The organism is Nocardiopsis sp. NPDC050513 (assembly GCF_044457925.1).
Classification (GTDB): domain Bacteria; phylum Actinomycetota; class Actinomycetes; order Streptosporangiales; family Streptosporangiaceae; genus Nocardiopsis.
In genome coordinates this window covers 39,920-64,756 of sequence record NZ_JBITHK010000004.1, presented here as the reverse complement: position 1 = coordinate 64,756, position 24,837 = coordinate 39,920, and the positions used below count along the sequence as shown (strand labels likewise).

19 protein-coding genes are annotated in these 24,837 nt (G+C 74.6%); 15 read left to right on the top strand and 4 right to left on the bottom strand.

Annotated features, from left to right (window positions below; all coding sequences use genetic code 11):
• The first annotated feature begins 18 nt into the window (after positions 1-18).
• From ACIBFB_RS08220 to ACIBFB_RS08195, 6 genes are all read left to right on the top strand, one after another.
• Positions 19-474 carry a MaoC family dehydratase gene (locus tag ACIBFB_RS08220; protein ID WP_397227645.1) on the top strand — a complete coding sequence of 152 codons (456 nt, stop codon included), beginning with the start codon at positions 19-21 and terminating at the stop codon, positions 472-474.
• 128 nt (positions 475-602) lie between these two features.
• Complete coding sequence (locus ACIBFB_RS08215; protein ID WP_397227643.1) at positions 603-1,961, top strand: MFS transporter; 1,359 nt, start codon at positions 603-605, stop codon at positions 1,959-1,961.
• Between the two features lie 25 nt (positions 1,962-1,986).
• Positions 1,987-3,036 carry a Rieske 2Fe-2S domain-containing protein gene (locus ACIBFB_RS08210; RefSeq protein ID WP_397227641.1) on the top strand — a complete coding sequence of 350 codons (1,050 nt, stop codon included), beginning with the start codon at positions 1,987-1,989 and terminating at the stop codon, positions 3,034-3,036.
• Between the two features lie 38 nt (positions 3,037-3,074).
• Positions 3,075-4,010 (top strand): PDR/VanB family oxidoreductase, encoded by a 936-nt coding sequence (locus ACIBFB_RS08205; RefSeq protein ID WP_397227639.1) that lies wholly within the window; start codon positions 3,075-3,077, stop codon positions 4,008-4,010.
• A gap of 46 nt (positions 4,011-4,056) precedes the next feature.
• Positions 4,057-5,556 (top strand): benzaldehyde dehydrogenase, encoded by a 1,500-nt coding sequence (locus ACIBFB_RS08200; RefSeq protein WP_397227637.1) that lies wholly within the window; start codon positions 4,057-4,059, stop codon positions 5,554-5,556.
• A gap of 54 nt (positions 5,557-5,610) precedes the next feature.
• On the top strand, positions 5,611-6,723 hold the full coding sequence (locus ACIBFB_RS08195) for an NAD(P)-dependent alcohol dehydrogenase (protein ID WP_397227635.1): 1,113 nt from the start codon (positions 5,611-5,613) through the stop codon (positions 6,721-6,723).
• Between the two features lie 66 nt (positions 6,724-6,789).
• Here ACIBFB_RS08195 and ACIBFB_RS08190 read toward each other — a convergent pair whose 3' ends face one another.
• Both ACIBFB_RS08190 and ACIBFB_RS08185 read right to left on the bottom strand, forming a co-directional pair.
• Positions 6,790-9,480, bottom strand: coding sequence for a SpoIIE family protein phosphatase (locus tag ACIBFB_RS08190; protein ID WP_397227633.1), 2,691 nt, complete (start codon positions 9,478-9,480; stop codon positions 6,790-6,792).
• A 237-nt stretch (positions 9,481-9,717) separates the two neighbouring features.
• The gene (locus tag ACIBFB_RS08185; protein WP_397227631.1) at positions 9,718-11,400 is read right to left on the bottom strand and encodes an IclR family transcriptional regulator C-terminal domain-containing protein; all 1,683 of its coding nucleotides are present in this window, start codon (positions 11,398-11,400) and stop codon (positions 9,718-9,720) included.
• A gap of 133 nt (positions 11,401-11,533) precedes the next feature.
• On the opposite strand from ACIBFB_RS08185, the gene ACIBFB_RS08180 reads away from it, so the two are divergent.
• From ACIBFB_RS08180 to ACIBFB_RS08145, 8 genes are all read left to right on the top strand, one after another.
• On the top strand, positions 11,534-12,298 hold the full coding sequence (locus ACIBFB_RS08180; RefSeq protein WP_397227629.1) for a CoA transferase subunit A: 765 nt from the start codon (positions 11,534-11,536) through the stop codon (positions 12,296-12,298).
• Positions 12,298-12,945, top strand: coding sequence for a CoA transferase subunit B (locus ACIBFB_RS08175; protein WP_397227627.1), 648 nt, complete (start codon positions 12,298-12,300; stop codon positions 12,943-12,945). Before ACIBFB_RS08180 ends, ACIBFB_RS08175 begins: the two co-directional genes overlap by 1 nt.
• Positions 12,942-14,150 (top strand): thiolase family protein, encoded by a 1,209-nt coding sequence (locus tag ACIBFB_RS08170; RefSeq protein ID WP_397227625.1) that lies wholly within the window; start codon positions 12,942-12,944, stop codon positions 14,148-14,150. The genes ACIBFB_RS08175 and ACIBFB_RS08170 overlap by 4 nt, the downstream gene beginning before the upstream one ends.
• 93 nt (positions 14,151-14,243) lie before the next feature.
• A complete protein-coding gene (gene pcaH, locus ACIBFB_RS08165; protein ID WP_397227623.1) occupies positions 14,244-15,008 on the top strand; it encodes a protocatechuate 3,4-dioxygenase subunit beta in 765 nt (254 codons plus the stop codon).
• Positions 15,005-15,565, top strand: coding sequence for a protocatechuate 3,4-dioxygenase subunit alpha (gene pcaG / locus ACIBFB_RS08160; RefSeq protein WP_397227621.1), 561 nt, complete (start codon positions 15,005-15,007; stop codon positions 15,563-15,565). The genes pcaH and pcaG overlap by 4 nt, the downstream gene beginning before the upstream one ends.
• Entirely contained in the window at positions 15,562-16,923 is a 1,362-nt protein-coding gene (gene pcaB, locus ACIBFB_RS08155; protein ID WP_397227619.1) for a 3-carboxy-cis,cis-muconate cycloisomerase, read from the top strand. Before pcaG ends, pcaB begins: the two co-directional genes overlap by 4 nt.
• Before the next feature lie 236 nt (positions 16,924-17,159).
• A complete protein-coding gene (pcaD, locus tag ACIBFB_RS08150; RefSeq protein ID WP_397227617.1) occupies positions 17,160-18,311 on the top strand; it encodes a 3-oxoadipate enol-lactonase in 1,152 nt (383 codons plus the stop codon).
• Positions 18,308-19,501, top strand: a complete 1,194-nt coding sequence (locus ACIBFB_RS08145; protein ID WP_397227615.1) for a 4-hydroxybenzoate 3-monooxygenase — start codon at positions 18,308-18,310, stop codon at positions 19,499-19,501. Before pcaD ends, ACIBFB_RS08145 begins: the two co-directional genes overlap by 4 nt.
• A gap of 691 nt (positions 19,502-20,192) precedes the next feature.
• Here the strand turns inward: ACIBFB_RS08145 and lon are convergent.
• Together lon and ACIBFB_RS08135 are read right to left on the bottom strand one after the other, a co-directional pair.
• On the bottom strand, positions 20,193-22,601 hold the full coding sequence (gene lon / locus ACIBFB_RS08140) for an endopeptidase La (protein ID WP_397227613.1): 2,409 nt from the start codon (positions 22,599-22,601) through the stop codon (positions 20,193-20,195).
• A gap of 79 nt (positions 22,602-22,680) precedes the next feature.
• On the bottom strand, positions 22,681-23,529 hold the full coding sequence (locus ACIBFB_RS08135) for a helix-turn-helix transcriptional regulator (protein WP_397227611.1): 849 nt from the start codon (positions 23,527-23,529) through the stop codon (positions 22,681-22,683).
• A gap of 210 nt (positions 23,530-23,739) precedes the next feature.
• Between ACIBFB_RS08135 and ACIBFB_RS08130 the strand changes: the two genes are divergently transcribed.
• On the top strand, positions 23,740-24,816 hold the full coding sequence (locus ACIBFB_RS08130) for an SDR family oxidoreductase (protein ID WP_397227609.1): 1,077 nt from the start codon (positions 23,740-23,742) through the stop codon (positions 24,814-24,816).
• Positions 24,817-24,837: the final 21 nt, after the last annotated feature.

Sequence of the window (24,837 nt, the reverse complement as noted above, 5' to 3'; positions counted from 1 at the left end):
ACCCGAAGGACCGTACCCATGCCGATCACCGTCACCGGACTCGACGAACTGCGCGCCGCCGCGGGCGCTGACCTGGGCCACAGCCCCTGGCGCACCGTCGACCAGCAGCGGATCGACACCTTCGCCGACGCCACCGACGACCACCAGTGGATCCACACCGACCCCGACAGGGCCAAGGACGGCCCCTTCGGCGGCGCCATCGCGCACGGATACCTCACCCTGTCCCTCGTCATCCCGATGTTCGGCGAGGTCCTGGAGATGAAGGGCATCGACATGGCCGTCAACTACGGCCTCAACAAGGTCCGCTTCCCCTCCCCGGTCCCGGTGGACTCGCGTGTGCGGCTGGCCGCGCGGCTGACCGAGGTCACCGACGTCCGGGGCGGGGTCCAGGCCACCGTCGACGGGACCGTCGAGATCGAGGGCTCCGACAAGCCCGCCTGCGTCCTGCAGGCCGTCTACCGCTACTACGCCTAGGGACCCGGCCCGCGGGGTCCGCACCGGCTCCCCGGCCCTGCCCCGCGGGCCCCGTCCACCCCTCCCCGTTCCGATCCGGGACCCTTCCCCCAGCGGCGCCGCGGCGCCGTCCCGAGAGGACACACCCCATGACCTCGTCCGCCACCCCTCCGGTTCCGCCGACCGACCGACCGTCCGGCGAGCGCGTCGATCCGCGCGAGATCCGCCGCGTCGCCCTGTCCAGCTACATCGGCACCACCGTGGAGATGTACGACTTCCTCCTCTACGGCACCGCCGCCGCGCTGGTCTTCGGACCCCTGTTCTTCCCCGACCTCGACCCGCTCGTGGGCGTCATCGCCTCCTTCGGCACCCTGGCCGCCGGGTACTTCGCCCGACCGCTCGGCGGGATCGTCTTCGGCCACTTCGGCGACCGGCTCGGCCGCAAGCGCATGCTGCTCACCACGATGATCCTCATGGGCGCGGCCAGCACCCTGATCGGCCTGCTGCCGACCTACGAGCACATCGGTCTGGCCGCGCCGGCGGTCCTGGTGGCGCTGCGCGTCGTGCAGGGCGTCGCGGTCGGCGGCGAGTGGGGCGGGGCCGCCCTGATGACCGTCGAGCACGCGGCCCCGGGCAAGCGCGGGGTGTGGGGCGGCGTCACCCAGATGGGCGCCCCCACCGGCGCCGTGCTGGCCACCCTCGCCCTGGCCCTGGCCGGACTGCTGCCCGACGAGCAGTTCATGGCCTGGGGCTGGCGTGTCCCCTTCCTGGCCAGCGTCGCACTGATCGGGGTCGGCCTGTTCGTCCGCATGCGGATCAGCGAGAGCCCGGTGTTCGCCCAGGCCGAGCCGTCGCCCACCGGACGCCCCCGCGGCCGCCTGCCGTTCCTGGAGGTCGTGCTCACCCGGCCGAGGAACCTGCTGCTGGCCGTGGTCGCCGGAATCGCCCCGTTCGCCGCCCAGGGCATCTTCACCGCCTTCGTCATCTCCTACGCCATCGGCATCGGCTACGGCCGGTCCTCCGCGCTGACCGCCGTGGTCATCTCCTCGACGCTGGCCATCGCCCTCACCCCCCTCTACGCCCGGCTGTCGGACCGCGTCGGCCGCAGACCCGTCTACCTCGGCGGGGCCCTGGCCGTGGCGATCGCCGCCTTCCCCGCGTTCTGGCTGGTCAACACCGGTACCGTCGTCGGACTGATCGCGAGCACGGTCCTCGTGCAGTCCGTCGTGGTCAGCGCGATGTACGCGCCCATGGCCGCCCTGCTGGCGGAGATGTTCGACACCCACCTGCGCTACACCGGCGCCTCGGTGAGCTACCAGACGGCGACCGTCCTCGGTGCCGGCCTGAGCCCGCTGGCCGCGGCCTCGCTCCTCACCGCGGCGGGCGGCGGCACCGCCACGCACGGCATCTCCTGGATGCTCGTGGCCGCCGGGCTGATCAGCGCCGTCGCCATCTGGTTCACCGGCGAGACCGGACGCCGCGACCTCGCCGACATCGACGCCCCCTGATCCGAACGACCAACCGGAGGCCCCCATGAAGGGGACGCGCACCTTCCCGCTCAACGCCTGGTACGCCATCGCCTGGGATCACGAGGTCGGTCGCACGCTGGTGGCCCGCACCGTGTGCGACTCCCCGGTCGTCCTGTACCGGCGCACCGACGGCCGCGTCACCGCGCTGGCCGACGCCTGCTGGCACCGTCTGGTTCCGCTGTCCATGGGGCAGCTGGTCGGGGACGAGATCCAGTGCGGCTACCACGGGATCCGCTACGACTCCGACGGGCGGGCCACCCACATGCCCGCGCAGGAGACCATCAACCCGAGCGCGTGCGTGCGGTCCTTCCCCGTGGTCGAGCGCCACCGCTACGTGTGGATCTGGCCCGGCGAGCCCGCGCTGGCCGACCCCGGCCTCGTCCCCGACATGCACTGGAACGACGACCCCGCCTGGGCCGGCGACGGCAGGACCATCCGCGCCGAGTGCGACTACCGCCTCGTCCTCGACAACCTGATGGACCTGACCCACGAGACGTTCCTGCACGGCGGCAGCATCGGCAACGCGGAGCTCAACGAGGTGCCCTTCGAGGTCGCCCACACCGACACCACCGTCACCGTCAGCCGGTGGATGCACGGGATCCAGGCGCCTCCGTTCTGGGCCGCCCAGTTGGCCGAACGCTTCCCCGACTACTCCGGACCGGTGGACCGCTGGCAGATCATCCGCTTCGAGCGGCCCTCGACGATCTGCATCGACGTCGGGGTGGCCAAGGCCGGGACCGGCGCCCCGGAGGGCGACCGGAGCCAGGGCGTCAACGGCTACGTCCTCAACACCATCACCCCCGAGACCGAGCGCGCCTCGCACTACTTCTGGGCGTTCGCCCGCGACTACAAGCTGGGGGACCAGCGGGTCACCACCCAGTTGCGCGAGGGGGTGTCGGGGGTCTTCTTCGAGGACGAGACCATGCTCAACGCCCAGCAGCGGGCGATCGGGGCCCACCCCGACTACGACTTCTACAACCTCAACATCGACGCGGGCGGCATGTGGGTGCGCCGCCTGCTCGACCGCATGGTCGCCGCCGAGGCGGGGCTCTGATGGCCGGGCGACGGAAGACGCGGTGGATCCGCACACGTGTGCGCGACACCGAGCCCCTCACCCCCGAGGTGCGCCGGATCGTCCTCGACCCCGGCGGCCTCGGGCCGACCACCGCCCCGCCGGGCAGCCACATCGACGTCGCCGTGCACGTCGACGGCCGCCCCGGGACCCGCTCCTACACCCTCGTGGACGACGGCCGCGACCGGGGGATGCTGACGGTGGCCGTGCGGCTGGACCCCGACAGCCGGGGCGGCTCCCGCTACATGCACGGACTGCGGCCCGGCGACGCCCTCACCGTGTCCGAGCCGCTCAGCGGCTTCGACCTGCTGCCCGGGCGGGAGCGCTACCTGCTCGTGGCGGGCGGGATCGGCATCACCCCGATCATCGGCATGGCGCGCACCCTGCGCGGCTCCGGAGCGGACTACCGCGTGGTCTACGCGGGCCGGTCCCGCGAGCGCATGCCCTTCCTCGACGCCCTGCTCGCCGACCACCCCGGCCGCGTCACCTGCGCCGTCTCCGACGAGGGAGGCCGACTCGACCTGGCCGGGCTGGCGCGCGCCGAGCCGGAGGGCACGGAGGCGTACGTGTGCGGTCCGATGCGCATGGTCGACGAACTCCGACGGCACTGGCGCGACGCCGGGCGTCCCGCCGCCGCGCTGCGCCACGAGACCTTCGGCGGCGCGGGGCACCACGCCTCCGAGGAGTTCACGGTCGAGATCCCCCGACTGGGCATCAGCGCGGAGGTCCCGCGCACCCGTTCGCTGCTGGACGCCCTGCGCGCGGCGGGCGCCGACATGATGTTCGACTGCCTGCGCGGGGAGTGCGGACTCTGCGAAGTGAAGGTGCTCTCCTCGACCGGACCGGTCGACCACCGCGACGTGTTCCTCAGCGACCGCCAGAAGGCCGACGGAGGAACACTGTGCACCTGTGTGTCCCGCGCGGTGGGCGGGCACCTGTCCATCGACGTCCTCTGACCGCCGACGCCACCGACCACCGACCGCACCGACCAAAGGACCCGGCATGACCCAGCGACCCACGACCGGCACTCCCCGGACCGCCGACGCCCCCGACCTGCTCGACCCCGGGCTCTGGACCGGGCGGATCTTCAGCGGCGGCTGGCGCGGTGCCGCCGCCGACGCGCCCGTCACCGAACCCGCCACCGGGGCCGAACTCGGCCGCGTCGGTGTCGCCTCGCCCGCCGACGTGGCCGAGGCCGCGGAGCGGGCGGCCCGGGCCCAGCGCGACTGGGCCGCCCTGCCCCACCGCGAACGGGCCCGGGTGCTGCGCCGCGCCGGGGACATCCTGGAGCGCCACGCCGGCCAGGTCCAGGACTGGCTGATCCGCGAATCCGGGTCGGTCCCGGCCAAGGCAGCGCTGGAGGTGTCCGTCTCGGTGCACGAGTGCGAGGAGGCGGCGGCGTTGGCCTCGGCGCCCCTGGGCGAACTGCTGCCCACCGACCAGGACCGGCTGTCCCTGACCAAGCGGGTGCCCGTCGGCGTGGTCGGCGTGATCTCGCCGTTCAACTTCCCGCTGATCCTGGCGATGCGCGCGATCGCTCCCGCCCTCGCCCTGGGCAACGCGGTGGTCCTCAAGCCCGACCCGCGCACCTGCGTGAGCGCGGGCGCGGCGATCGCGCGGATCTTCGAGGAGGCCGGGCTGCCCGAGGGCCTGCTGCACGTGCTGCCCGGCGGCGCCGACACCGGGCAGGCGCTGGTGGCCGATCCGCGGATCCGGGTCGTCTCCTTCACCGGGTCCACCGCGGCGGGCCGCGCCGTGGGCGAGCTGGCCGCCCGCCACCTGAAGCGGGCCCACCTGGAGCTGGGCGGGAACTCGGCGTTCGTCGTGCTCGACGACGCCGACCTGGACGCCGCCGTCGGGCTGGGCGCGTGGGGTTCGTTCCTGCACTCGGGACAGATCTGCATGGCCTCGGGGCGCCACCTGGTGCACTCCAGCCTGGCCGGGGAGTACGTCGAGCGGCTCGCCGCCAGGGCGGACGCGCTGCCGGTCGGCGACCCGGCCACGGGAGAGGTCGCGCTGGGCCCGATCATCGACGCCCGCCAGGTGGAGCGGGTGCACGACCTGGTCACCGCCACGGTGAAGGCGGGCGCCCGGCTGGCCGCGGGCGGCACCCACGAGGGGCTGTTCTACCGGCCGACCGTGCTCGCCGACGTCACCCGGGACATGCCCGCCTACGCGCAGGAGGTGTTCGGCCCGGTCGCCCCGGTACTGGCCTTCGACACCCTGGACGAGGCCGCCGAGCTGGCCGCCGACAGCGAGTACGGGCTGAGCCTGGGCATCACCACCTCCGATGTGGGCAAGGGGATGGCCCTGGCCGAGCGCATCCCCTCGGGAATGGCGCACATCAACGACCAGACCGTCAACGACGAGGCGGTCTCCCCGTTCGGCGGCGTCGGGAACTCAGGGTTCGGCCGGGTCGGCGGACCCGCCGCCAACATCGAGTCGTTCACCGAGACCCGGTGGATCACCGTCCGCTCCCAGGCCGCCGTCTACCCCTTCTGACATGCGCACGAGCATCTCCCCCCGTCCCTGCCGACGCAACTGCGAGGAGCCCCCATGGTGACCACCCGAGCGGCCGTGGCCCGGCCCGGCGCCAGCGCCTTCGACTGGACGCAGGTCCGCCTGGACGCCCCCCGTCCCGACGAGGTCCTGGTCCGCGTCGTGGCCGCGGGCATCTGCCACACGGACCTGACCTCCCGGGACGGCGGGCTGCCGGTCCCGCTCCCCGCCGTCCTCGGGCACGAGGGCGCCGGGGTCGTGGAGGCCGTGGGCGCCGACGTCACCCGCGCCGGGCCGGGTGACACCGTCCTGTTGTCGTTCAGCTCGTGCGGAGAGTGCGCGAACTGCGGCGCCGGACGGCCCGCCTACTGCGCCGCGTTCCTGCCGCGCAACTTCTCCGGGCGGCGTCCCGACGGGACCACGCCCATCACACAGGCCGACGGCGAGCCGGTCGGCGGCCGGTTCTTCGGACAGTCGTCGTTCGCGTACCGGGCCGTGGTCGACCAGCGCTGCGTCGTTCCCGTGCGCGTCCGCGACGAGGACGAACTGGCCGCTCTGGCGCCCGTGGGCTGCGGTGTGCAGACGGGGGCGGGAACGGTCCTCAACGTGCTCCGGCCCGAGAAGGGACAGAGCCTGGCGGTGTTCGGGGCGGGGGCGGTGGGACTGTCCGCCGTGATGGCCGCCGCGCTGACCGGCGCCCACCCGATTGTGGCGGTCGACGTCGTGCCCTCCCGGCTGGAGCTGGCCCTGGAGCTGGGGGCCACCCACACGGTCAACGCCGCCGAGGACGACCCGGTGGCCCGGATCGCCGAACTCACCGGGGGCGGGGCCGACACCGCGGTGGAGTCCAGCGGGGTGCCCGCGGTGTTGCGCCAGGCCGTGGACGCGCTCGCGGTCGCCGGGAGTGTGGCCGTGGTCGGCGCGCCGTCGATGGGCAGCGAGGCGGCGTTGGACGTCAACGACCTCCTCCAGGGCCGCACCGTGCGCGGGGTGATCGAGGGCGACAGCGACCTCGACACGTTCGTCCCGCGTCTGGTCGAGCTGCACCGCCAGGGCCGCCTGCCGTTCGACCGCATGGTGCGGACCTACCCGCCGGAGCGGATCAACGAGGCGGCGGCCGACGCCGAGGCGGGCCGCGTGCTCAAGCCGGTGCTGCGCTTCCGCGGCTGACCGCGCGGGCGCCGGGGGCTTGCGGGACGGCGCCGTCCCGGAGGCCCTCCGGCGCCCGCGCCGCACTCAGAACAGGTCGAGGTCGACCGCGCCGACGAACTCGTCCTGTCGGCCGTCCGGGGACTGTTCGGCCCAGATGACCTTGCCCTCGGCGGTGTAGCGGGTGCCCCAGCGCTCGGCGAGCTGGGCGACGAGGAACAGGCCGCGGCCGCCCTCGTCCATACTGGCGGCGTAACGCAGGTGCGGGGCGGTGCTCGCGGCGTCGGAGACCTCGCAGATCAGGGCGCGGTCGTAGATCAGTCGAACCCGGATCGGGCCTTGGCCGTAGCGGATGGCGTTGGTGACCAACTCGCTGAGGATCAGTTCGGTGACGAACACGCTGCCGTCCAGCTCCCACGCGGTCAGCTGCCGGGTGACGGCGGCCCGGACGGGGGCGACCGCCGCGGGGTCCACGGGCACGTCCCATTCGGCGACCTGGTCCCGGGGCAGCCTGCGGGTGCGGGCGATGAGCAGGGCGACATCGTCCTTCGGCCGGTCGGTCAGCAGCGAGCCGAACACCTCCCGGCAGGTCTCGTCCGGCGTCCGGCCGTGCGCGGCGGCCAGTGTCCGGCGCAGCCGGTCCAGGCCGGAGCCGATGTCCCGGTCGCGGTCCTCCAGCAGACCGTCGGTGTACAGGACCAGTTGGCTGCCCTCCGTCAGCAGCAGCTCGTCGGCTTCGAAGGGCAGGCCGCCCAGCCCCAGGGGCGGCCCGGCGGGCAACTCGGGGAAGGTCACGGTGCCGTCGGGCTCGACCAGGGCGGGCAGGGGGTGACCGGCGCGCGCCAGGACGCAGCGCCCGGAGGTCGGGTCGTAGACGGCGTACAGACAGGTGGCGCCGACCAGGCCGCCGAGGACCGGGCCCTCGGAGGCCCCCTCGGTCGCGGCGGACTCGGACTCCTCCAGATCGATGCGGATGACCAACTCGTCGAGCCGCGCCAGGAGCTCGTCCGGCGGGAGGTCGAGGCTGGAGAAGTTGTGGACGGCGGTGCGCAGTCGGCCCATCGTGGCGGCGGCGTGCAGACCGTGGCCGACGACGTCGCCGACGACCAGCGCCACGCGCGCGCCGGACAGCGGGATGACGTCGAACCAGTCCCCGCCCGCCCCTCCGGCGTGTGCGGGCAGGTAGCGGTGGGCGACCTCGAAGGCGTTCTGTTCGGGCAGCTCCCGTGGGAGCAGGCTGCGTTGCAGCGTCACCGCCATGGTGTGTTCGCGGGTGTAGCGGCGGGCGTTGTCGATGCAGATCGCCGCGCGGGCCGCCAGCTCCGCCGAGAGGGACAGGTCGTCCTCGTCGAAGGGGGCGGGCCGCTCCGAACGGAGGAAGGTGGCCGTTCCGAGCACGGTCCCCCGGGCACGCAGCGGGACCGCGATGAGCGAGTGGATCCCGTACGCGACGATCCTCTCGGCGCGTACGGGGTCCTGGGCCCGCCACGCGGGGGCGTTCGCCAGGTCGGGCACCAGCACCGCCCTCTCGCTGCCGATCCCCCGCGCCTGCGGACTGGACGGCACGAACTCGATCAGCTCCCCCACCTGGTAGAGGGGCGGGTCGTCCCGGACTCCGCGGAGGGCGACCCGGCGCACGACGGTACGGTCGGGACCGGGTTCCTCGCCGCGCAGCACGGGGTCCGCCAGGTCGACGGCGATGAAATCGGCGAAATGGGGGACGGCCACCTCGGCCAGCTCCTCGGCGGTCCGCGCCACGTCCAGTGCGGTGCCGATGCCCGCTCCGGCGTCGTACAGCAGTTGGAGCCGCTTCCTGGCCAGTTCGGCCCTGTCGGACAGCACGCGCAGCTCCGTGGTGTCCCTGAGCGTCATGACGCTGCCCCGGGGCGCTCCCCGCAGCTCCGTGGTCCGCTGGTTGACGGCCAGCAGCAGATCGCCGGCGGGGTGCACCTCGTCCGTGGCGACGCGGCCGGAAGCCAGCAGCGCGGCGATGGACGCGGGAATGCCGAGATCGTCGACGCGTCCGCCGACGGCGTCCGGGGGCAGCCCGAGCAGCCGGTCCGCCTCGTCGTTGGAGAGCAGCAGACGACCGTCCCCGTCGGTGATCAGCACGCCCTCCTTGACGGAGTGCAGGACCGCGTCGTGGTGCTCGTACATCCTGGTCATCTCGGTCGGCCCCAGCCCGTGCGTCTGCTTCCGCAGCCGGCGGCGGATCAGCGCCGACCCGCCCGTCGCGAGGACGAGCGCGACGACAGCGCCGCCGATCAGCAGGGGCAACTGCTTCCCGGCGGTCGCGCCGATCCGCTCCAGGGTGACGCCGGCGGCGACCAGGCCCACGATCTCGCCGTCCTGCGCGGTGACGGGGACCACGGCCCGCACGGAGGGCCCGAGGGTGCCGGTGTAGGTCTCGGTGACGATCCCCCCGGCGGCGGCGGGCGCGATGGTGCCGATGAAGGTCTCCCCGATGCGATCCGGGTTCGGGTGGGTGTAGCGGGTGCCCTCAGGGGTCATCACCACGATGAAGTCGACGTCCGACCCCTCCCGGGCCTCCTCGGCGAGCGGCTGCAGCACCGCCGAGGGATCGTCGGACTCCAGCGCCTCCTCCATCCCCGGCGCCTGCGCGAAGGTCTCGGCGACGGCCAGCGACCGGGCGCTCGCCCCCCGCTCGCTGTCGTACCGGCTCTGCAGCACCAGGGCCGTCGCGCCCATCGCGACCAGCACCAGCACGACCAACAGCTGGAACACGAACATCTGACCGGCGACGCTGCGAGCGCTCACGCGCAACCGGGGCCTCCCGTCACGCCGGACCCACAGGTCACGTGGATGGAACTGCGGCATGACGCATCGCCCCTACAGGTTCGGACGCACCTTGTTTATCCATCACCGCCAATATCCCCACCAATCACCCGTCGCAGTACCAACTTGTCGTTCAACCTGTTTGGGACGGCCGTTCCACGCATACGGCCGGGAGGCGCGCGTCCCGGCACCGGTCGGCCTGGGAACGGGGCCCGCCGCTCAGGCGGGCAGGGCGCCGGGGTTGCGCTCGCTCGCGGCGGCCAGGTCGGCCTCGATCCGGCGCGCCGCCTCGCGGAGCGCGGGCAGGACCTCCCCGCGCAGGGAGTCCGCGCCCCGTTGCGCCGCGTGCGCGGCCACGTTCACGGCGGCCACGACCCGCCCCCGCCGGTCCCGGACGGGGACGGCGATCGAGCACAGTCCCTCCTCCAACTCCTGGTCGACCAGGGCGTACCCCGAGCGGCGGGCCTCGTCGACCGCGTCCGCCAGGGCCTCGGGCGAGGTGCGGGTGTGCGCCGTGAGCCGTTCCGGGACGGCCCGGGCGAGCCGTTCGGCCAGCTCCTCGGACGGGCGTCCGGCCAGCAGGACCCGGCCCATCGACGTGGGGTGGGCGGGCAGGCGCGTGCCCACCCCCAGGTCCACGCCCATGATGCGGGTGGCGGCCACGCGCGCCACGTAGCGGATGTCGTCGCCGTCGAGCACGGACACGGACGCGGAGTCGTGCACCCGGCGTACCAGGTCGGCCAGGTGGGGGGTGGCGATCCGCTCGAAGGCGAGCCGGGACAGCGGCGCGTAGCCCAGTTCCAGGACGCGGGGCAGGAGGGTGAACCGGCGGTCGCCGAGGGTGGCGACGTAGCCCAGTTGGGTCAGCGCGGACAGCGAGCGGCGGGCGGTGGCGCGGGCCAGGCCGGTGGCCTGGGCGACCTCGGACAGGGTGCGCCCCCCGGGAACGCGCAGGCAGGTCAGCACCTCCAGGCCCCGGGCCAGCGACTGGAGGAAGTCCGCGCCCAGCTCCTCCTTGGCGGTGCGCAGGGCGTCGGCGCGGCCCGAGGGGGCCGACGGCGCGCCGGGGACACTCCGCGCCATCGCCCCGGCGACGGCGTCCGCGCACGCGCGCAACCGGGGCAGCGCGAGATCGGCGAGGCTTGCGGCGGTGTGGCGGCTGGTGTGGCTGACGACGCTCACGGCGCACCGGACCCGGCCGTCGTCCCCGCGCACCGGTACGGCGACGGCCACCAGCCCCGGTTCGACGAGCTGGTCGTCCACGGCCGCGCCCGACCGCTCCGCCCGTTCCGCGCGGGCCGCCAGGTCGGGGAGGGCGGCCGCGCCGGGCTCGGCGGCCCGGCTTTCCGCCACCGCGGCGGAGTTCCCGCGCGGGCCGCCGGGCGACGCCGGGGCGACGCGCTCGCGCCAGCGCCGCCAGGTGTCCTCGTCCCAGTCGGCGGCGAAGAGCGCCCCGGGCGCGCAGCGTTCGGCGGGCAGCAGGTCGCCGACGTGGAAGGTGACCGCCATGGCGCGCCGCCGGGGACACTGGACCACGAAGCGCGCCCCGTCGCCGTCGGGGACGCACACCGACACCGACTCGTCGAGCTCGTCGGCCAGGCCCCGGACCGGGCCGTCCGCGGCGTCGGCCAACGGATCGGCGGCCAGGTAGGCGTTGCCGAGTTCCATCAGGAGCGGGGTGAGCACGGCGTCGTGCTCCTCGGCCCGCAGGTAGCCGAGGTGGGTGAGGGTGCGGGCGACCCGGTCGACGGTGGCGCGGGCCAGGCCGGTGGCACGGGCGAGGTCGCTCCGGCGCATGCGCGTCGCGGGGGCGGCCGCCAGGACGCGCACGACGGCCAGTCCCCGTTCGAGCGTGGCCACGGACTCGCCGGGCCTGGCGGGCGTGGTCGTGGTGACCGGCATGGGGGACCTCCGCAGTTCCTCGTTCGGGTCGAACGCTACCGGGACTTGACAGGTGTGAGGCCGTCACGCGACACTCAGATCGGTTCATTAATGAACTTTAGTTCACTCACCGAACACAGTGGGGCGGGAACGGATGGACAAAGTGGTACCCACGGCCGCGGAGGCCGTGGCGGACATCCACGACGGAGCCTCGATCGCGGTCGGCGGCTTCGGACTCAGCGGCGTCCCGACGGTCCTCATCCAGGCCCTGCTCGACCACGGCGCCACCGGCCTCTCGGTCGTGTCCAACAACTGCGGCGCCATGGACACCGGCCTGTCCGTCCTGCTCTCGGCCGGCCGGATCAGCCGGGTCACCGGCAGCTACATCGGCTCCAACGAGGAGTTCGCACGGCAGTACCTGGCGGGCGAACTGGAGCTCGAACTCATCCCCCAGGGCTCGCTCGCCGAGCGGCTGCGCGCGGGCGGCAGCGGGATCCCCGCCTTCTACACCCCCGCCGGGGTCGGCACCCAGGTCGCCGAGGGCGGGCTGCCCTGGCGCTACGACGGCCGCGGCGGGGTGGCCGTCGCCTCCCCGCCCAAGGAGGTCCGCAGGTTCCGCGGCGTCCCCCACGTGCTGGAGCACGCCATCACCACCGACTTCGCCCTGGTACGGGCCGCCAAGGGGGACAGGCACGGCAACCTCGTCTTCCGCCGGTCGGCCCGCAACTTCAACCCGCTGGCCGCCATGGCGGGGCGCAACGCCGTCGCCGAGGTGGAGGAGCTGGTCGAACCCGGCGGGATCGACCCCGACCACGTGCACCTGCCCGGCGTCTTCGTCAGCCGGATCGTGCCGCTCACCCCCGAACAGGCCGCCGACAAGCGGATCGAGAAGCGCACGGTCACGGAGGCGGACGCCTGATGCCCTGGACACGCGAGCAGATCGCCGCCCGCGCCGCGCGCGAACTGCGCGACGGCGAGTACGTCAACCTCGGCATCGGGCTGCCCACCCTGATCCCGAACCACCTGCCCCCGGGCGTGGAGGTGGTCCTGGAGTCCGAGAACGGCATCCTCGGCACCGGTCCCTTCCCCCGCGAGGACGAGGTCGACCCCGACCTGATCAACGCGGGCAAGGAGACCGTCACCGTCCTGCCGGGCGCCTCGTTCTTCGACTCCGCGCTCTCGTTCGCGATGATCCGCGGCGGCCACGTCAACACCGCCGTCCTGGGTGCGATGCAGGTCTCCGCCCGCGGCGACCTCGCCAACTGGGCGGTCCCCGGGAAACTCGTCACCGGGATCGGCGGGGCCATGGACCTGGTGCACGGCGCCCGCCGCGTCATCGTCACCATGACGCACACGGCCAGGGACGGGAGCCCCAAGCTCGTCCAGGAGTGCACGCTCCCCCTCACCGGCCGCGCCTGCGTCGACCAGATCATCACCGACCTGGGCGTCCTGAACGTCACCGACGACGGGCTCGCGCTCGTCGAACTCGCCCCCGGGGTCGCCCCGGACGACGTCCTCGCACGGACCGAGGCGAAGGTGCGCGTCACCGCGGAGGTGGGGGCGTGAGAACCCGGGACGTCTACGTCGTCGACGCCGTGCGCACCCCCGTCGGCCGGTACAACGGCGCGCTGGCGGCCGTGCGCCCCGACGACCTGGCCGCGCACACCCTCCGCGCCCTGCTGGACCGCTCCCCCGGCCTGGACCCGGGCCTCGTCGGCGACGTCTACCTCGGCAACGCCAACGGCGCGGGCGAGGAGAACCGGAACGTGGGGCGGATGGCCGCCCTCCTGGCGGGGCTGCCCGCGTCGGTGCCGGGGGTGACCGTCAACCGGCTGTGCGCCTCCGGGCTGGAGGCCGTCGTCCAGGCGGCCCGCGCCATCGCGCTGGGAGACGCGTCGATCCTGGTGGCCGGCGGGGTGGAGTCGATGACCCGCGCACCCTACGTGCTGCCCAAGAGCGACCGGGCCTTCCCCCCGGGCCACGCCGAGCTGTACTCCACCACCCTGGGCTGGCGGATGGTCAACCCGGCGATGGAGCCGCGGTGGACGGTGCCGCTGGGCGAGTCCGCCGAGCTGATCGCCGACAAGCACGGGATCGGCCGCGCGGAACAGGACGCGTTCGCCCTGGACAGCCACCGCAAGGCGGCCGCGGCCCGGGAGCGCGGACTGTTCGACGCCGAGATCGTCGCCGTCCGGGCGCCCCGGCGCCGGGGCGAGGCGGTCACGGTCGACCGCGACGAGAGCGTGCGGCCCGACACCTCCCTGGAGGCCATGGCGAGGCTGGCGCCGTCGTTCCGCACCGAGGGCGGCACGGTGACGGCGGGCAACTCCTCCCCGCTCAACGACGGCGCCGCCGCCCTGCTGCTCGCCGACGAGGAGGGCGTGCGCGCGACCGGGCGCGCACCGCTGGCGCGGATCTCGGCCAGCGCGGTCAGCGCCGTCGAACCGCAGTGGTTCGGGCTGGGGCCCGTCGAGGCGGTCACCCGCGCCCTGTCCCGGGCGGGGCGTTCCTTCGCCGACGTGGACGTGCTCGAACTCAACGAGGCGTTCGCCGCCCAGGTCCTGGGCTGCCTGGCGGAATGGCCCGAGTTCGACCGGGCGGTCCTCAACCCGCGCGGCGGCGCCATCGCGCTCGGCCACCCGTTGGGCGCCTCCGGCGCCCGTCTGGCCGGAACCGTCGCCCACCAACTGGCCTCGGCCGGAGGCGGAACCGGGGTCGCCGCCCTGTGCGTCGGGGTGGGACAGGGCCTGGCCCTTGTCCTCGAACGTTAGCCGGTGGTTGCCTTGGACCTCCGCCCCGCCCGCCCGTCGCCTCCGGCGCCACCCGTTCCGGTAGACACCACCCCCTCCTTCCCAGGGAGCGCCATGACCGCACTGCCACCGGGCCTGTCCCAGGCCGACATCGACGCCGAGATCGCCCGCGCCCAGGCCGCCGCCCCCGCGGGCGGCCATCCCCCGCGCGACTTCCCGCCGTACCGCAGCAGCGCGCTGCGCCACCCGGTCCAGCCGCTGATCCCGGTGCGCGACCCCGAGGCCGTCGAGCTGACCGGTCCCGCCTTCGGCGTCACCGACGTCACCGCCCTCGACGCGGACCTGACCCGCCACCACGCGGGTGAACCGCTCGGCGAGCGCATCACCGTGACCGGCCGCGTGCTGGACCGCCGGGGCCGACCGGTACGGGGCCAACTGGTGGAGATCTGGCAGGCCAACGCCTCGGGCCGCTACGCCCACCAGCTCGACCAGCACCCGGCGCCGCTGGACCCCAACTTCACCGGGTTCGGGCGCTGCCTGACCGACGCGGAGGGGCGGTACGCGTTCACCACCGTCCGGCCGGGCGCCTACCCGTGGCGCAACCACACCAACGCCTGGCGCCCCGCGCACATCCACTTCTCCCTGTTCGGCGAGGCGTTCACGCAGCGGCTGGTGACGCAGATGTACTTTCCGGGGGACCCGCTGTTCCCGTACGACCCCATCCTCCAGGCCGTGACCGACCGGGCCGCCCGCGACCGCCTCGTGGCGGACTACGACCACGGCCTGTCCGTGCCCGAGTGGTCGCTGGGCTACCGCTGGGACATCGTCCTGGACGGTCCGGCCGCCACCTGGACCGAGGACGAGGAGGACGACCGATGAGGCTCGCGCCCACGCCGTCGCACACCGTCGGCCCGTTCTACGGCTACGCCCTGCCGTTCGCGGACGGCGGCCGGGTCGCTCCGGCGGATCATCCCGACGCGGTCACCCTGTGCGGGCGGGTCCTGGACGGCGACGGGCGACCCGTGCCGGACGCGCTCGTCGAGACCTGGCAGCCCGCACCGGACGGCACGCGCACGGGCGTTCCCGGGTCGATGCGCCGCGATCCGGTGACCGGGCACGACCTGGGCCGCAACGGGGTGGACTTCACCGGGTTCGGGAGGGTCGCGACGGACCCGGACGGGCACTGGGCCGTGCGGACGCTGCCGCCCGGCGGGGTCCCGTACGTGTGCCTGGCGGTCTTCGCCAGGGGCCTGCTGCACCACCTGTACACCCGCGCCTACCTCATGGACGACCCCGGAGACGCGCTGCTGGCCGCGCTGCCCCGCGGGCGGCGCCAGACGCTGCTGGCGTTGCCCGAACCGGGCGCGTACCGCGTCCACCGTTTCGACATCCGCCTCCAGGGCGAGGGCGAGACCGTGTTCCTGGAGTTCCCGTGACCGGGCCGCTCGACACCGGGCTGCTCTCCCCCGGGCGCGCGGGATCGGCCGTCGAGACCGCCACCGGTGACGCCGCCTTCCTCGCGTCGATGCTGGCGGCGGAGGCCGCCCTGACCGCGGCCCAGGCCGACCTGGACCTGGTCCCGTCCGCCGCCGCGCGGGCGGTCGCCGAGGCCGCGGACCCCGCCCGATACGACCCGCGCGACCTGGCACTGCGCGCCCGCGCCGACGGCCACCCGGTGATCGCGCTGGTCGCCGACCTGACGGCCGCGGTGGGCGAGGAGTTCGCGCCCTACGTCCACCGCGGGGCGACCAGCCAGGACGTCCTGGACACCGCGGCCATGATGGTCGCGGCGCGCGCGGTGGACCTGACGCTGGACGACCTGGCCCGGACCGAGCGCGCCCTGGCCGACCTGGCCGCCCGGCACCGCGACACCCCCATGGCGGGGCGCACGCTCACCCAGCACGCCGTCCCGACCGCCTTCGGTCTGAAGGCGGCGGGCTGGAGGGAGCTGGTGCTCGCGGCCGTCGACCGGCTGTCCCGGGTGCGCGCCGCGCTGCCGGCGCAGCTCGGCGGGGCGGCCGGGACCCTGGCGGCGTTCGCGGAGTACGCGCCGGACCGGGCGCCCGACACCGGCCCGCGCCTCCTGGCCGCGTACGCGCGCCGGACCGGCCTGGCCGAGCCGCGCCTGCCCTGGCACGTCCTGCGCACCCCGATCGCCGACCTGGGCACAGCGCTCGCCTTCACCGGCGGCGCGCTCGGCAAGGTCGCCGCCGACGTCCTGGTGCTGTCGCGCACCGAGATCGGCGAGGTCGCCGAGGCCTCCGGAGGCGGCTCCTCGGCGATGCCGCACAAGGCCAATCCGGTGCGGGCGGCACTCGTCACCGCCGCCGCCCGCCAACTGCCCGCGCTGGCCTCGGTGCTGCTGGCCGGGTTGGCGTGCGAGGACGAACGGCACGCGGGCGCCTGGCACGCCGAGTGGCAGACGCTGCGCGAGGCCCTGCGCCTGACCGGCGGCGCCGCCCGCGACGCCGCCGCGATGGTCGGCGGTCTGCGCGTCGACGCCGACCGGATGGCGGCCAACCTCGCCCTGACCGGCGGGCGGATCACCTCCGAGCGGATCGCCGCCGCCCTGTCCGCCCGCGTCGGGCGCGCCCGCGCCAAGGAGCTGCTCACCCGCGCGTCGCGCAGGGCGGCCCAGGAGGGTCTGGCCCTGGCCGAGGCCCTGCGGGACCTGCCCGAGCTGGCGGGTCTGGAGGAGCGGTGGTTCGCGGACCTCACCGATCCCACCGCCTACCTGGGCGCCGCGCCCCTCCTGGTGGACCGCGCCCTGGCCGGTCCCCGGGGGGCCGGATGAGGTCACCGGGCCCGCCCCACCACCAGGCCGGGGGGGGGGGGGGGGGGGGGGGGGGGCGCGCGGGGCCCCCCCCCCCCCCCCCCCCCCCCCCCCCCCCCACCCCAACACCCCCACCCCCACCCCCCCCCACCCCCCCCACCCCACACCCCCCCCCCCCCCCCCCCCCCCACACCAAAACAACCCCCCCCCCAACCCACCCACAACGACGAACGACCCGACCCTCTGACGGAGACCCCGTGACCGATCTGCTCCACCACCGCATGGACGGCCCGGAGGACGCGCCCCCGCTCATCCTCGGGCCCGCCCTGGGCACCTCCCTGGCCGTCTGGGAGCCCCAGCTCCCCGCCCTCGCCCGCGACCACCGGGTGCTCCGCTACGACCTGCCCGGGCACGGGGCGTCGCCCGCCTCTCTCCTGCCGGGATCCGGGGCGACCGTCGCCGACCTGGCCCGGCTCGTCCTCGACCTCGCGGACGCCCGGGGGTGGACGGCCTTCCACTACGCGGGGATCTCCCTGGGCGGGGCCGTGGGCGCCCACCTGGCCGCGCACCGCCCCGAGCGGGTGGCGTCCCTGGCCCTGGTGTGCTCCTCCGCGCGCTTCGGCGACCCCTCCGCCTGGAGGGAGCGCGCCGAGCTCGTCCGGCGCGAGGGGACCGCCGCCCTGGCCCGCACGGCCCCGGAGCGGTGGTTCGCCGACCCCGGCGCCGCCGCCACCCTCGCGGGCAAGGCGCTGCTCGGCGACCTGGCCAGCGCGGATCCCGAGGGGTACGCCGCGTGCTGCGCCGCCCTGGCCGCCCACGACCTGCGCGAACGCCTCGGCGACATCCGCGCGCGCACGCTCGTCGTCTCCGGGCGCGCCGACCGCGCCACCCCGCCCGAGCACGGGCGTGCGCTCGCCGACGGGATCCCCGGCGCGGCTCTGACCGAGATCGGCGGCGCCGGCCACCTCCCGGGCGTCGAGCGGCCCGACGCCGTCACCGCCGCCCTGCTCGGCCACCTGTCCCCCGGCACCGACGGCGCGCGGTACGCGGCCGGCACGGCCGTGCGCCGGGCCGTGCTCGGCGACGCGCACGTCGACCGCGCTGCGGCCCGCACCACCCCGTTCACCGCCGACTTCCAGGACCTCATCACGCGCTACGCGTGGGGCGAGATCTGGACCCGCCCGGGCCTGGACCGGCGCACGCGCAGCTGCGTGACGCTGACCGCCCTGGTCGCGCGCGGGCACCTCGACGAGCTCGCCATGCACGTCCGGGCCGCGCTCACCAACGGTCTGACCCCCGCCGAGATCGGCGAGGTCATCCTCCAGTCGGCGATCTACTGCGGTGTGCCGGCCGCCAACTCCGCCTTCGCCACCGCCCAGCGCGTGCTGGCCGACCTCACCGAGGAGTGACCGTGCCCCACCCCCACCACACCCGCGTCGCCGTCATCGGCGCGGGACCCGCCGGTCTCCTCCTGGCCCGGCTGCTCCAGCGCTCCGGCATCGGGTGCGTCGTGCTGGAGAGCCGCGACCGCGCCTACGTCGAGCAGCGCCAGCGCGCCGGGATCCTCGAACAGGGCACGGTCGAGGCACTGCGCGAGGCGGGCGCCGCCGAACGGCTCGACCGCGAGGGGATCCCGCACGACGGGATCGAACTGCGCTTCGACGGGCGCCGCCACCGCGTCGACTTCCCGTCGCTGACGGGCGGACGCCGCGTGTGGGTGTACGCCCAGACGGAGATGGTCAAGGACCTCGTCGCGCTGCGGGCCGCGGACGGCGAGCCGCTGCTGTTCGAGGCCCCCGTCCACGCGGTCGAGGGCGCCGACACCGACACCTGTGTCGTCCGCTACACCCACGGAGGCCGGGAGAGGACGCTCACCTGCGACTACGTGGTGGGCTGCGACGGTTACCACGGGGTGGCCCGCCGGGCGGTCCCCGAGGGGGCCAGCCGGACCTTCGAGCGCGCCTACCCGTACTCGTGGCTGGGCGTGACGGCCGACGCCCCGCCCGCCTACGACGAGCTCGTCTACGCGCACTCCGACCGCGGCTTCGCGCTGGCGAGCATGCGCTCCCCGTCCGTGAGCCGCCTGTACCTGCAGGTGCCCGTCGGGGACGACCCGTCGGCCTGGTCGGACCAGCGGATCTGGGACGAGCTGGACGCACGTCTCGGCGCCGACGGGTCGTGGCGGCTCCACCGGGGGCCGATCACGGCCAAGGCGGTCCTGCCGATGCGCAGTTCGGTGACCGAGCCGATGCGGCACGGCCGCCTGTTCCTGGCCGGGGACGCCGCCCACATCGTGCCGCCCACGGGGGCCAAGGGGCTCAACCTGGCCGCCGCGGACGTGACCGTCCTGGCGCGCGCGTTCGCGCACCTGGAGACCACCGGGTCCACGGAGCGGCTGGACGCGTACTCGGACACGTGTCTGCGCCGGGTCTGGCGGGCGGAGCACTTCTCGTACTTCATGACCACCGTCCTGCACACGGATCCGGGGCAGTCGGGGTTCGACGGCCGTCTGCAGCTGTCGCAGCTCGACCGGATCGCCGGATCGCCGTTCGCGGCGGCCGACCTCGCGGAGAACTACACCGGTCCGCCGATCGGCTGACGGAGGCCGCGGCCCGGAGCGCGTCCCCAGGGGTCGGCCGGTCACGCGTCTCCCAGCGGACGCGACCAGCCGGGCGGGACCGGTCGCGGTCAGGACTCGCGTCGGCCACGGCGCTCCCTCCTTCCCCGAGGGCACCGCCAGGCGGACCATGGCCGAGGCGTCATGACGGGCTCCCCGACCTCTGTGCGCCGCCGCGTCGAAGCCGCGTGGTGACCAAGGAGCGGAACGCGTCCCCGCGCTGGGGCTCGGGCAGTGCTCCCGCCGCCACGACGTCCGCTCCGGCCGCCGCGAGGGCGCGGCAGTATGCCTCGATGGGGACGTCGGTGACCGTGTGCGGAGAGCGGACGCCGTTCGCTCGCGGACCGGCCGGTCGCGGCCCCGAACAGGGGAAGGGCCGAGTTGCCCCACACATCGGAGACGGCCCGGACGGCCTCACGGTCGAAGGCGCGCGCGTCGCGGGAAGCGTCGGCGGCCTGGACGACCGACCGGTCCCACAGGGCTCCCAGGGCCGCGAGGGCCGGTCCGGCTTCGGGGGGCCGAGAACGCATCCCCCGCCCTGGCGCAGGCCCCGGTCCGCGACGAGGGGCGGGCCGCTGGGGCGACCGGGCCAGAGCCGGGCGGCACGCGGGGCGCCGCCGCCCAGGGGGCTGTCACGCCCGCCCCGAGCGGCGGCCCCGGTGCCGCCCTGCCGTCACGCGGCCACGGACGCTGCGCTCCGCGAGGGCTCCAGCGCCACCTCCAGCACCTGGCGCACGTCGCTGACCGTGTGCACGGTCAGCTGCCGCAGCACCTCCTCCGGAACGTCGTCCAGGTCGGGCTCGTTGCGTTCGGGGATCAGGACCGTGGTGATCCCCGCCCGGTGCGCCGCCAGCAGCTTCTGCTTGACTCCGCCGATCGGCAGCACCCGGCCGGTCAGCGAGACCTCACCGGTCATCGCCACGTCGGCGCGGGCGGGCCGCCCGGACAGCAGGGAGGCCAGAGCGGTGGTCATGGTGATGCCCGCGCTCGGCCCGTCCTTGGGGACGGCGCCCGCCGGGACGTGCAGGTGGACGCCGCGCTCCTTGAGGTCGCCCACCGGCAGCTCCAGTTCGGCGCCCCGGGCCCGCAGGTAGGACAGGGCGATCTGCGCCGACTCGCTCATCACGTCGCCGAGCTGACCGGTCAGGGTCAGCCCGCCCGCCCCGGACTCGGGGTCGGCCAGCGACGCCTCCACGAACAGCACGTCTCCCCCGGTTCCGGTCACCGCCAGACCGGTGGCCACGCCCGGAACCGAGGTCCGGCCCGCCGACTCCGGCGTGTGCCTCGGCCGTCCGAGGTAGCCGCGCAGGTCGCCGGTGTCCACCCGGACCGGTGTCTCCCGCTCCCCCAGGGCCGCCGCCGAGGCGACCTTGCGCAGGATGCGGGCGATGGTCCGCTCCAGGCCGCGCACACCCGCCTCGCGCGTGTACTCCGCGGCCAGCGACCGCAGCGCGTCCTCGGTGACCTCCACCTCGGGCTCGCCGTCGGCCGAGACCAGACCGGCCCGCTCGACCTGCCTGCGCAGCAGGTGGTCGCGGGCGATCGCGACCTTCTCGTCCTCGGTGTAGCCGTCCAGCTCCACCAGCTCCATCCGGTCCAGCAGCGGGCCGGGGATCGTGTCCAGGGCGTTGGCGGTCGCCAGGAACACCACGTCCGACAGGTCGAGGTCGACCTCCAGGTAGTGGTCGCGGAAGGTGTGGTTCTGCGCCGGGTCCAGCACCTCCAACAGCGCCGCCGTGGGGTCGCCGCGGAAGTCGGAGCCGACCTTGTCGATCTCGTCCAGGAGCACCACCGGGTTCATCGAACCGGACTCCTTGACCGCCCGGACGATCCGGCCGGGGAGGGCGCCCACGTAGGTGCGGCGGTGGCCGCGGATCTCGGCCTCGTCCCGCACGCCGCCGAGCGCCACCCGGGTGAACCGGCGGCCCATGGCACGCGCGACCGACTCGCCCAACGAGGTCTTTCCGACCCCCGGGGGGCCGACCAGGGCGAGCACGGCGCCGCTGCGCCGCCCGCCGACGACGCCCAGTCCACGGTCGGTACGGCGCTTGCGCACGGCCAGGTACTCGGTGATCCGGTCCTTGACGTCCGTCAGGCCGGTGTGGTCCGCGTCCAGGACCTCGCGCGCCCCGGCGATGTCGTAGGCGTCCTCGGTCCGCTCGTTCCACGGCATGTCCAGGACGGTGTCCAGCCAGGTGCGGATCCAGCCGGACTCCGGCGAGGAGTCGCCCGCCCGCTCCAGCTTGTCGACCTCGTCGAGCGCGGCCTTGCGCACGTGCCCGGGCAGGTCGGCCGCCTCCACCCGCGCCCGGTAGTCCTCCTCCTCACTCCCGGGGCGGCCGTCGAGCTCGTTGAGCTCCTTGCGGATGGCCTCCATCTGCCGCCGCAGCAGGAACTCGCGCTGCTGCTTGTCCACGCCCTCCTGGACATCGCGGTCGATGCTCTCGGTGACGTCCAGCTCCGCGAGGTACTCACGGGTCCACTCGGTGAGCAGGTGCAGGCGGTCGAGGACGTCGTAGGTCTCCAGCAGTTCGAGCTTGCGCTCGGCGGTCAGGAACGGCGAGTAGCCGCCGCGGTCTGCGAGCCGGCTGGGGTCGGTGATCTGCTGCACCCCGTCCAGGACCTGCCAGGAGCCGCGCTTGTGCAGGTAGCTGGTGAGCAGCGACTTGTACTCGCGGGCCGCCTCCAGGACCCTGCCCGGGTACTCGCCCTCCTGCTCGGCGTGCACGGTGGCCAGCACCCACAGGGCCGCGCCGGGGCCGGTCGTGCCGCTGCCGACGCGGGCGCGGGCGGTGCCGCGCAGCACGGCGGCGGGGGTTCCCTCGCGGGTGCGGCCGACCTGTTCGACGACGCCGACCGTGCCGACGGCGGCGTAGGAGCCGTCCACGCGCGGCACGATGAGGACCTCGGGGCCCTTCGCGGAGTCACGGTGGCCGCCCGACCGCGCGACGGCCTGCGCCGCGTCGACGGCCGCGCGCACCTCGGGTTCGGTCATGTCGACGGGGACGACCATGCCCGGCAGAACGACGTCGTCATCGAGGGGAAGTACCGGGAAGGTCACGCTGGCGGGAGTCTCACTCATGAATCCTCCTAGTTGAGTCAAACAGACTCAATAAAAAGGAGCCGGATTATCTTCCCGATCCGGTGTTCGCCCTCAGCGATCACCGGTGCGGCGTCCGCCGCTCGGTGAGTGTCTGGGTCCCCAGGACGGCGAGCAGCGCGAGGCGCTCGGCGTCCCGGCTGCCGGGTTCGGCCGTGTAGACCATGATGCGCAGGTCGTGGTCGACGACGACGAGGACGTCGCAGTCCAGTGTGAGAGCGCCGACGCGGGGGTGGTCGACGGTCTTGCGGGCGGACTCGTGCCGGTCGGCGGAACCGGATTCCCAGAGGCCGTCGAACTCGGCGCTGGCGGCGCGCAGTCGCCGGACGAGGCGCCGCAGTCGCCGGTCGGCCGGATAGCGGTCGGCCGCCCCGCGCAGGTCGGCGACCTGCGCGGCACGCAGTGCGCTCCGGGATGCGGGGGTGTGGCGCACCCGGGTGCCGCCGCCGGTGAAGGTGCGCCACACGGCGTTGAGGTCGTCGCCGCGCCGTTCCCCCATCAGCGCCGTGTACAGGGGGTTGGCGAGCAGCTGGTTCCACGCGGCGTCGAAGACCGCGACGGGTGTTCCGGCGAGCCGGTCCAGCATCCGCCGGACGCCGGGCGTGATGTGTACCGGGACCTCCTGCGGGCCCGGGGGAACGCGACCGGCGAGGTGGAAGAGGTGGGCGCGCTGACCCTCGGTGAGCCGCAGGGCCCGGGCGAGGGCTTCGACGACCTGCGGAGAGGGGCTGGTGGCCCGGCCCTGTTCGAGGCGCGTGACGTAGTCGGCGGAGACGGCCGCCAGCTGGGCCACCTCCTCCCGCCGCAGCCCCGGGGCACGACGGCGACCGCCCGTGGGAAGGCCCGCCGTCTCGGGTGTGACGTGGTCACGCCAGCGCCGCAGGGCCGCGCCGAGCTCTGTCGTCGCCATGCCGGACAGTCTGGCATCCCCGCCACGAGCCGTGCCTGGTACTGGAAGTCCCAGGAAGACGGGACCACTGCCTGTCCCCGTGTTCAGCGCCCACCGTGGAGGCATGACAGACACAGCGGTATCCGCCGCCCCGGCGGCGGGCGGGTTCGGACCGGGTGACCGGGGCCTCCCCGTGACGGGGGTCGGCGGCCCGGTCAGGAAGGAACACCGATGACCACCACACCGTCCCCGGGGGACGCGGACACGACCGCGTCGCGGCCCCGCGTCCTCGTCACCGGCGGGTCCGGCTTCATCGCCGGACACTGCGTTCTCCAACTGCTGGAGCGGGGGTACCGGGTGCGCACGACCGTGCGCTCCCTCGGGCGCGAGTCCGAGGTCCGGACGCAGCTCAGCGACGCCGGGATGGTGAACGGCGGCGCGTTGGGCTTCGCGGCGGCCGACCTCACGAGCGACGCGGGGTGGGCCGACGCCGTCGCCGGGTGCGACTTCGTCCTGCACGTGGCCTCTCCCGTGCACGTGGAGCACGTCGGGAACGAGGACGACGTCATCGTTCCGGCCCGCGAGGGCACACTGCGCGTGCTGCGCGCGGCACGCGACGCCGGTGTCCGACGGGTCGTCCTCACCTCCGCGTTCCATGCGGTGGCCTACGGATACCCGCGCACCGGCCACCGGTTCACCGAGGAGGACTGGAGCGTCCTCGACGGGCCGGGCGCCTCCGCCTACACCAGGAGCAAGACGCTCTCCGAGCGCGCGGCGTGGGATTTCATCGACGCCGAGGGCGGTGCGACGGAACTGGCCACGATCCTTCCCGTCGCGGTCATGGGACCCCTGACGGGCACGGCGGTCTCCGGATCGAACCGCCTCGTCCAGCGGATCCTCGACGGGGCGATGCCCGGCTATCCCGACCTGTGGATCCCGATCGTCGACGTACGCGACGTGGCGAGCGCGCACCTGTTGGCCATGACCACCCCGGAAGCCGCCGGTCAGCGCTTCCTCACCACCAGCGGACCGGCGATCCCGATGAGACGGATCGGCGCCCTCCTCAGAGACGGTCTCGCGGACGCGGCCAGGCACGTGCCGACCCGGTCCATTCCCAATGCCGTGGTTCGCGTCGCCTCCCTCTTCGACAGGGAGCTCCGCGCGATCGTGCCCGACCTCGGCTTCGCCAGGAAGACCACCAGCGCGAAAGCCCACCGCGTGCTGGGCTGGCGGCCCCGCAGCGGCCCCGAGACCGCCGTACTGGCGACCGCCGAGAGCCTGGTCGGCAAGGGACTCGTACGAGCGTGACCCGACGGCGCCGCACCGGAA

Excerpts from the sequence above, each read along its gene's own strand:
- ACIBFB_RS08220 (WP_397227645.1), top strand. The coding sequence starts at position 19 with ATGCCGATCACCGTCACCGGACTCGACGAACTGCGCGCCGCCGCGGGC.
- ACIBFB_RS08215 (WP_397227643.1), top strand. The coding sequence starts at position 603 with ATGACCTCGTCCGCCACCCCTCCGGTTCCGCCGACCGACCGACCGTCC.
- ACIBFB_RS08210 (WP_397227641.1), top strand. The coding sequence starts at position 1,987 with ATGAAGGGGACGCGCACCTTCCCGCTCAACGCCTGGTACGCCATCGCC.
- ACIBFB_RS08200 (WP_397227637.1), top strand. The coding sequence starts at position 4,057 with ATGACCCAGCGACCCACGACCGGCACTCCCCGGACCGCCGACGCCCCC.
- ACIBFB_RS08195 (WP_397227635.1), top strand. The coding sequence starts at position 5,611 with ATGGTGACCACCCGAGCGGCCGTGGCCCGGCCCGGCGCCAGCGCCTTC.
- ACIBFB_RS08185 (WP_397227631.1), bottom strand. The coding sequence starts at position 11,400 with ATGCCGGTCACCACGACCACGCCCGCCAGGCCCGGCGAGTCCGTGGCC.
- ACIBFB_RS08180 (WP_397227629.1), top strand. The coding sequence starts at position 11,534 with ATGGACAAAGTGGTACCCACGGCCGCGGAGGCCGTGGCGGACATCCAC.
- ACIBFB_RS08175 (WP_397227627.1), top strand. The coding sequence starts at position 12,298 with ATGCCCTGGACACGCGAGCAGATCGCCGCCCGCGCCGCGCGCGAACTG.
- pcaH (WP_397227623.1), top strand. The coding sequence starts at position 14,244 with ATGACCGCACTGCCACCGGGCCTGTCCCAGGCCGACATCGACGCCGAG.
- pcaG (WP_397227621.1), top strand. The coding sequence starts at position 15,005 with ATGAGGCTCGCGCCCACGCCGTCGCACACCGTCGGCCCGTTCTACGGC.
- lon (WP_397227613.1), bottom strand. The coding sequence starts at position 22,601 with ATGAGTGAGACTCCCGCCAGCGTGACCTTCCCGGTACTTCCCCTCGAT.
- ACIBFB_RS08135 (WP_397227611.1), bottom strand. The coding sequence starts at position 23,529 with ATGGCGACGACAGAGCTCGGCGCGGCCCTGCGGCGCTGGCGTGACCAC.
- ACIBFB_RS08130 (WP_397227609.1), top strand. The coding sequence starts at position 23,740 with ATGACCACCACACCGTCCCCGGGGGACGCGGACACGACCGCGTCGCGG.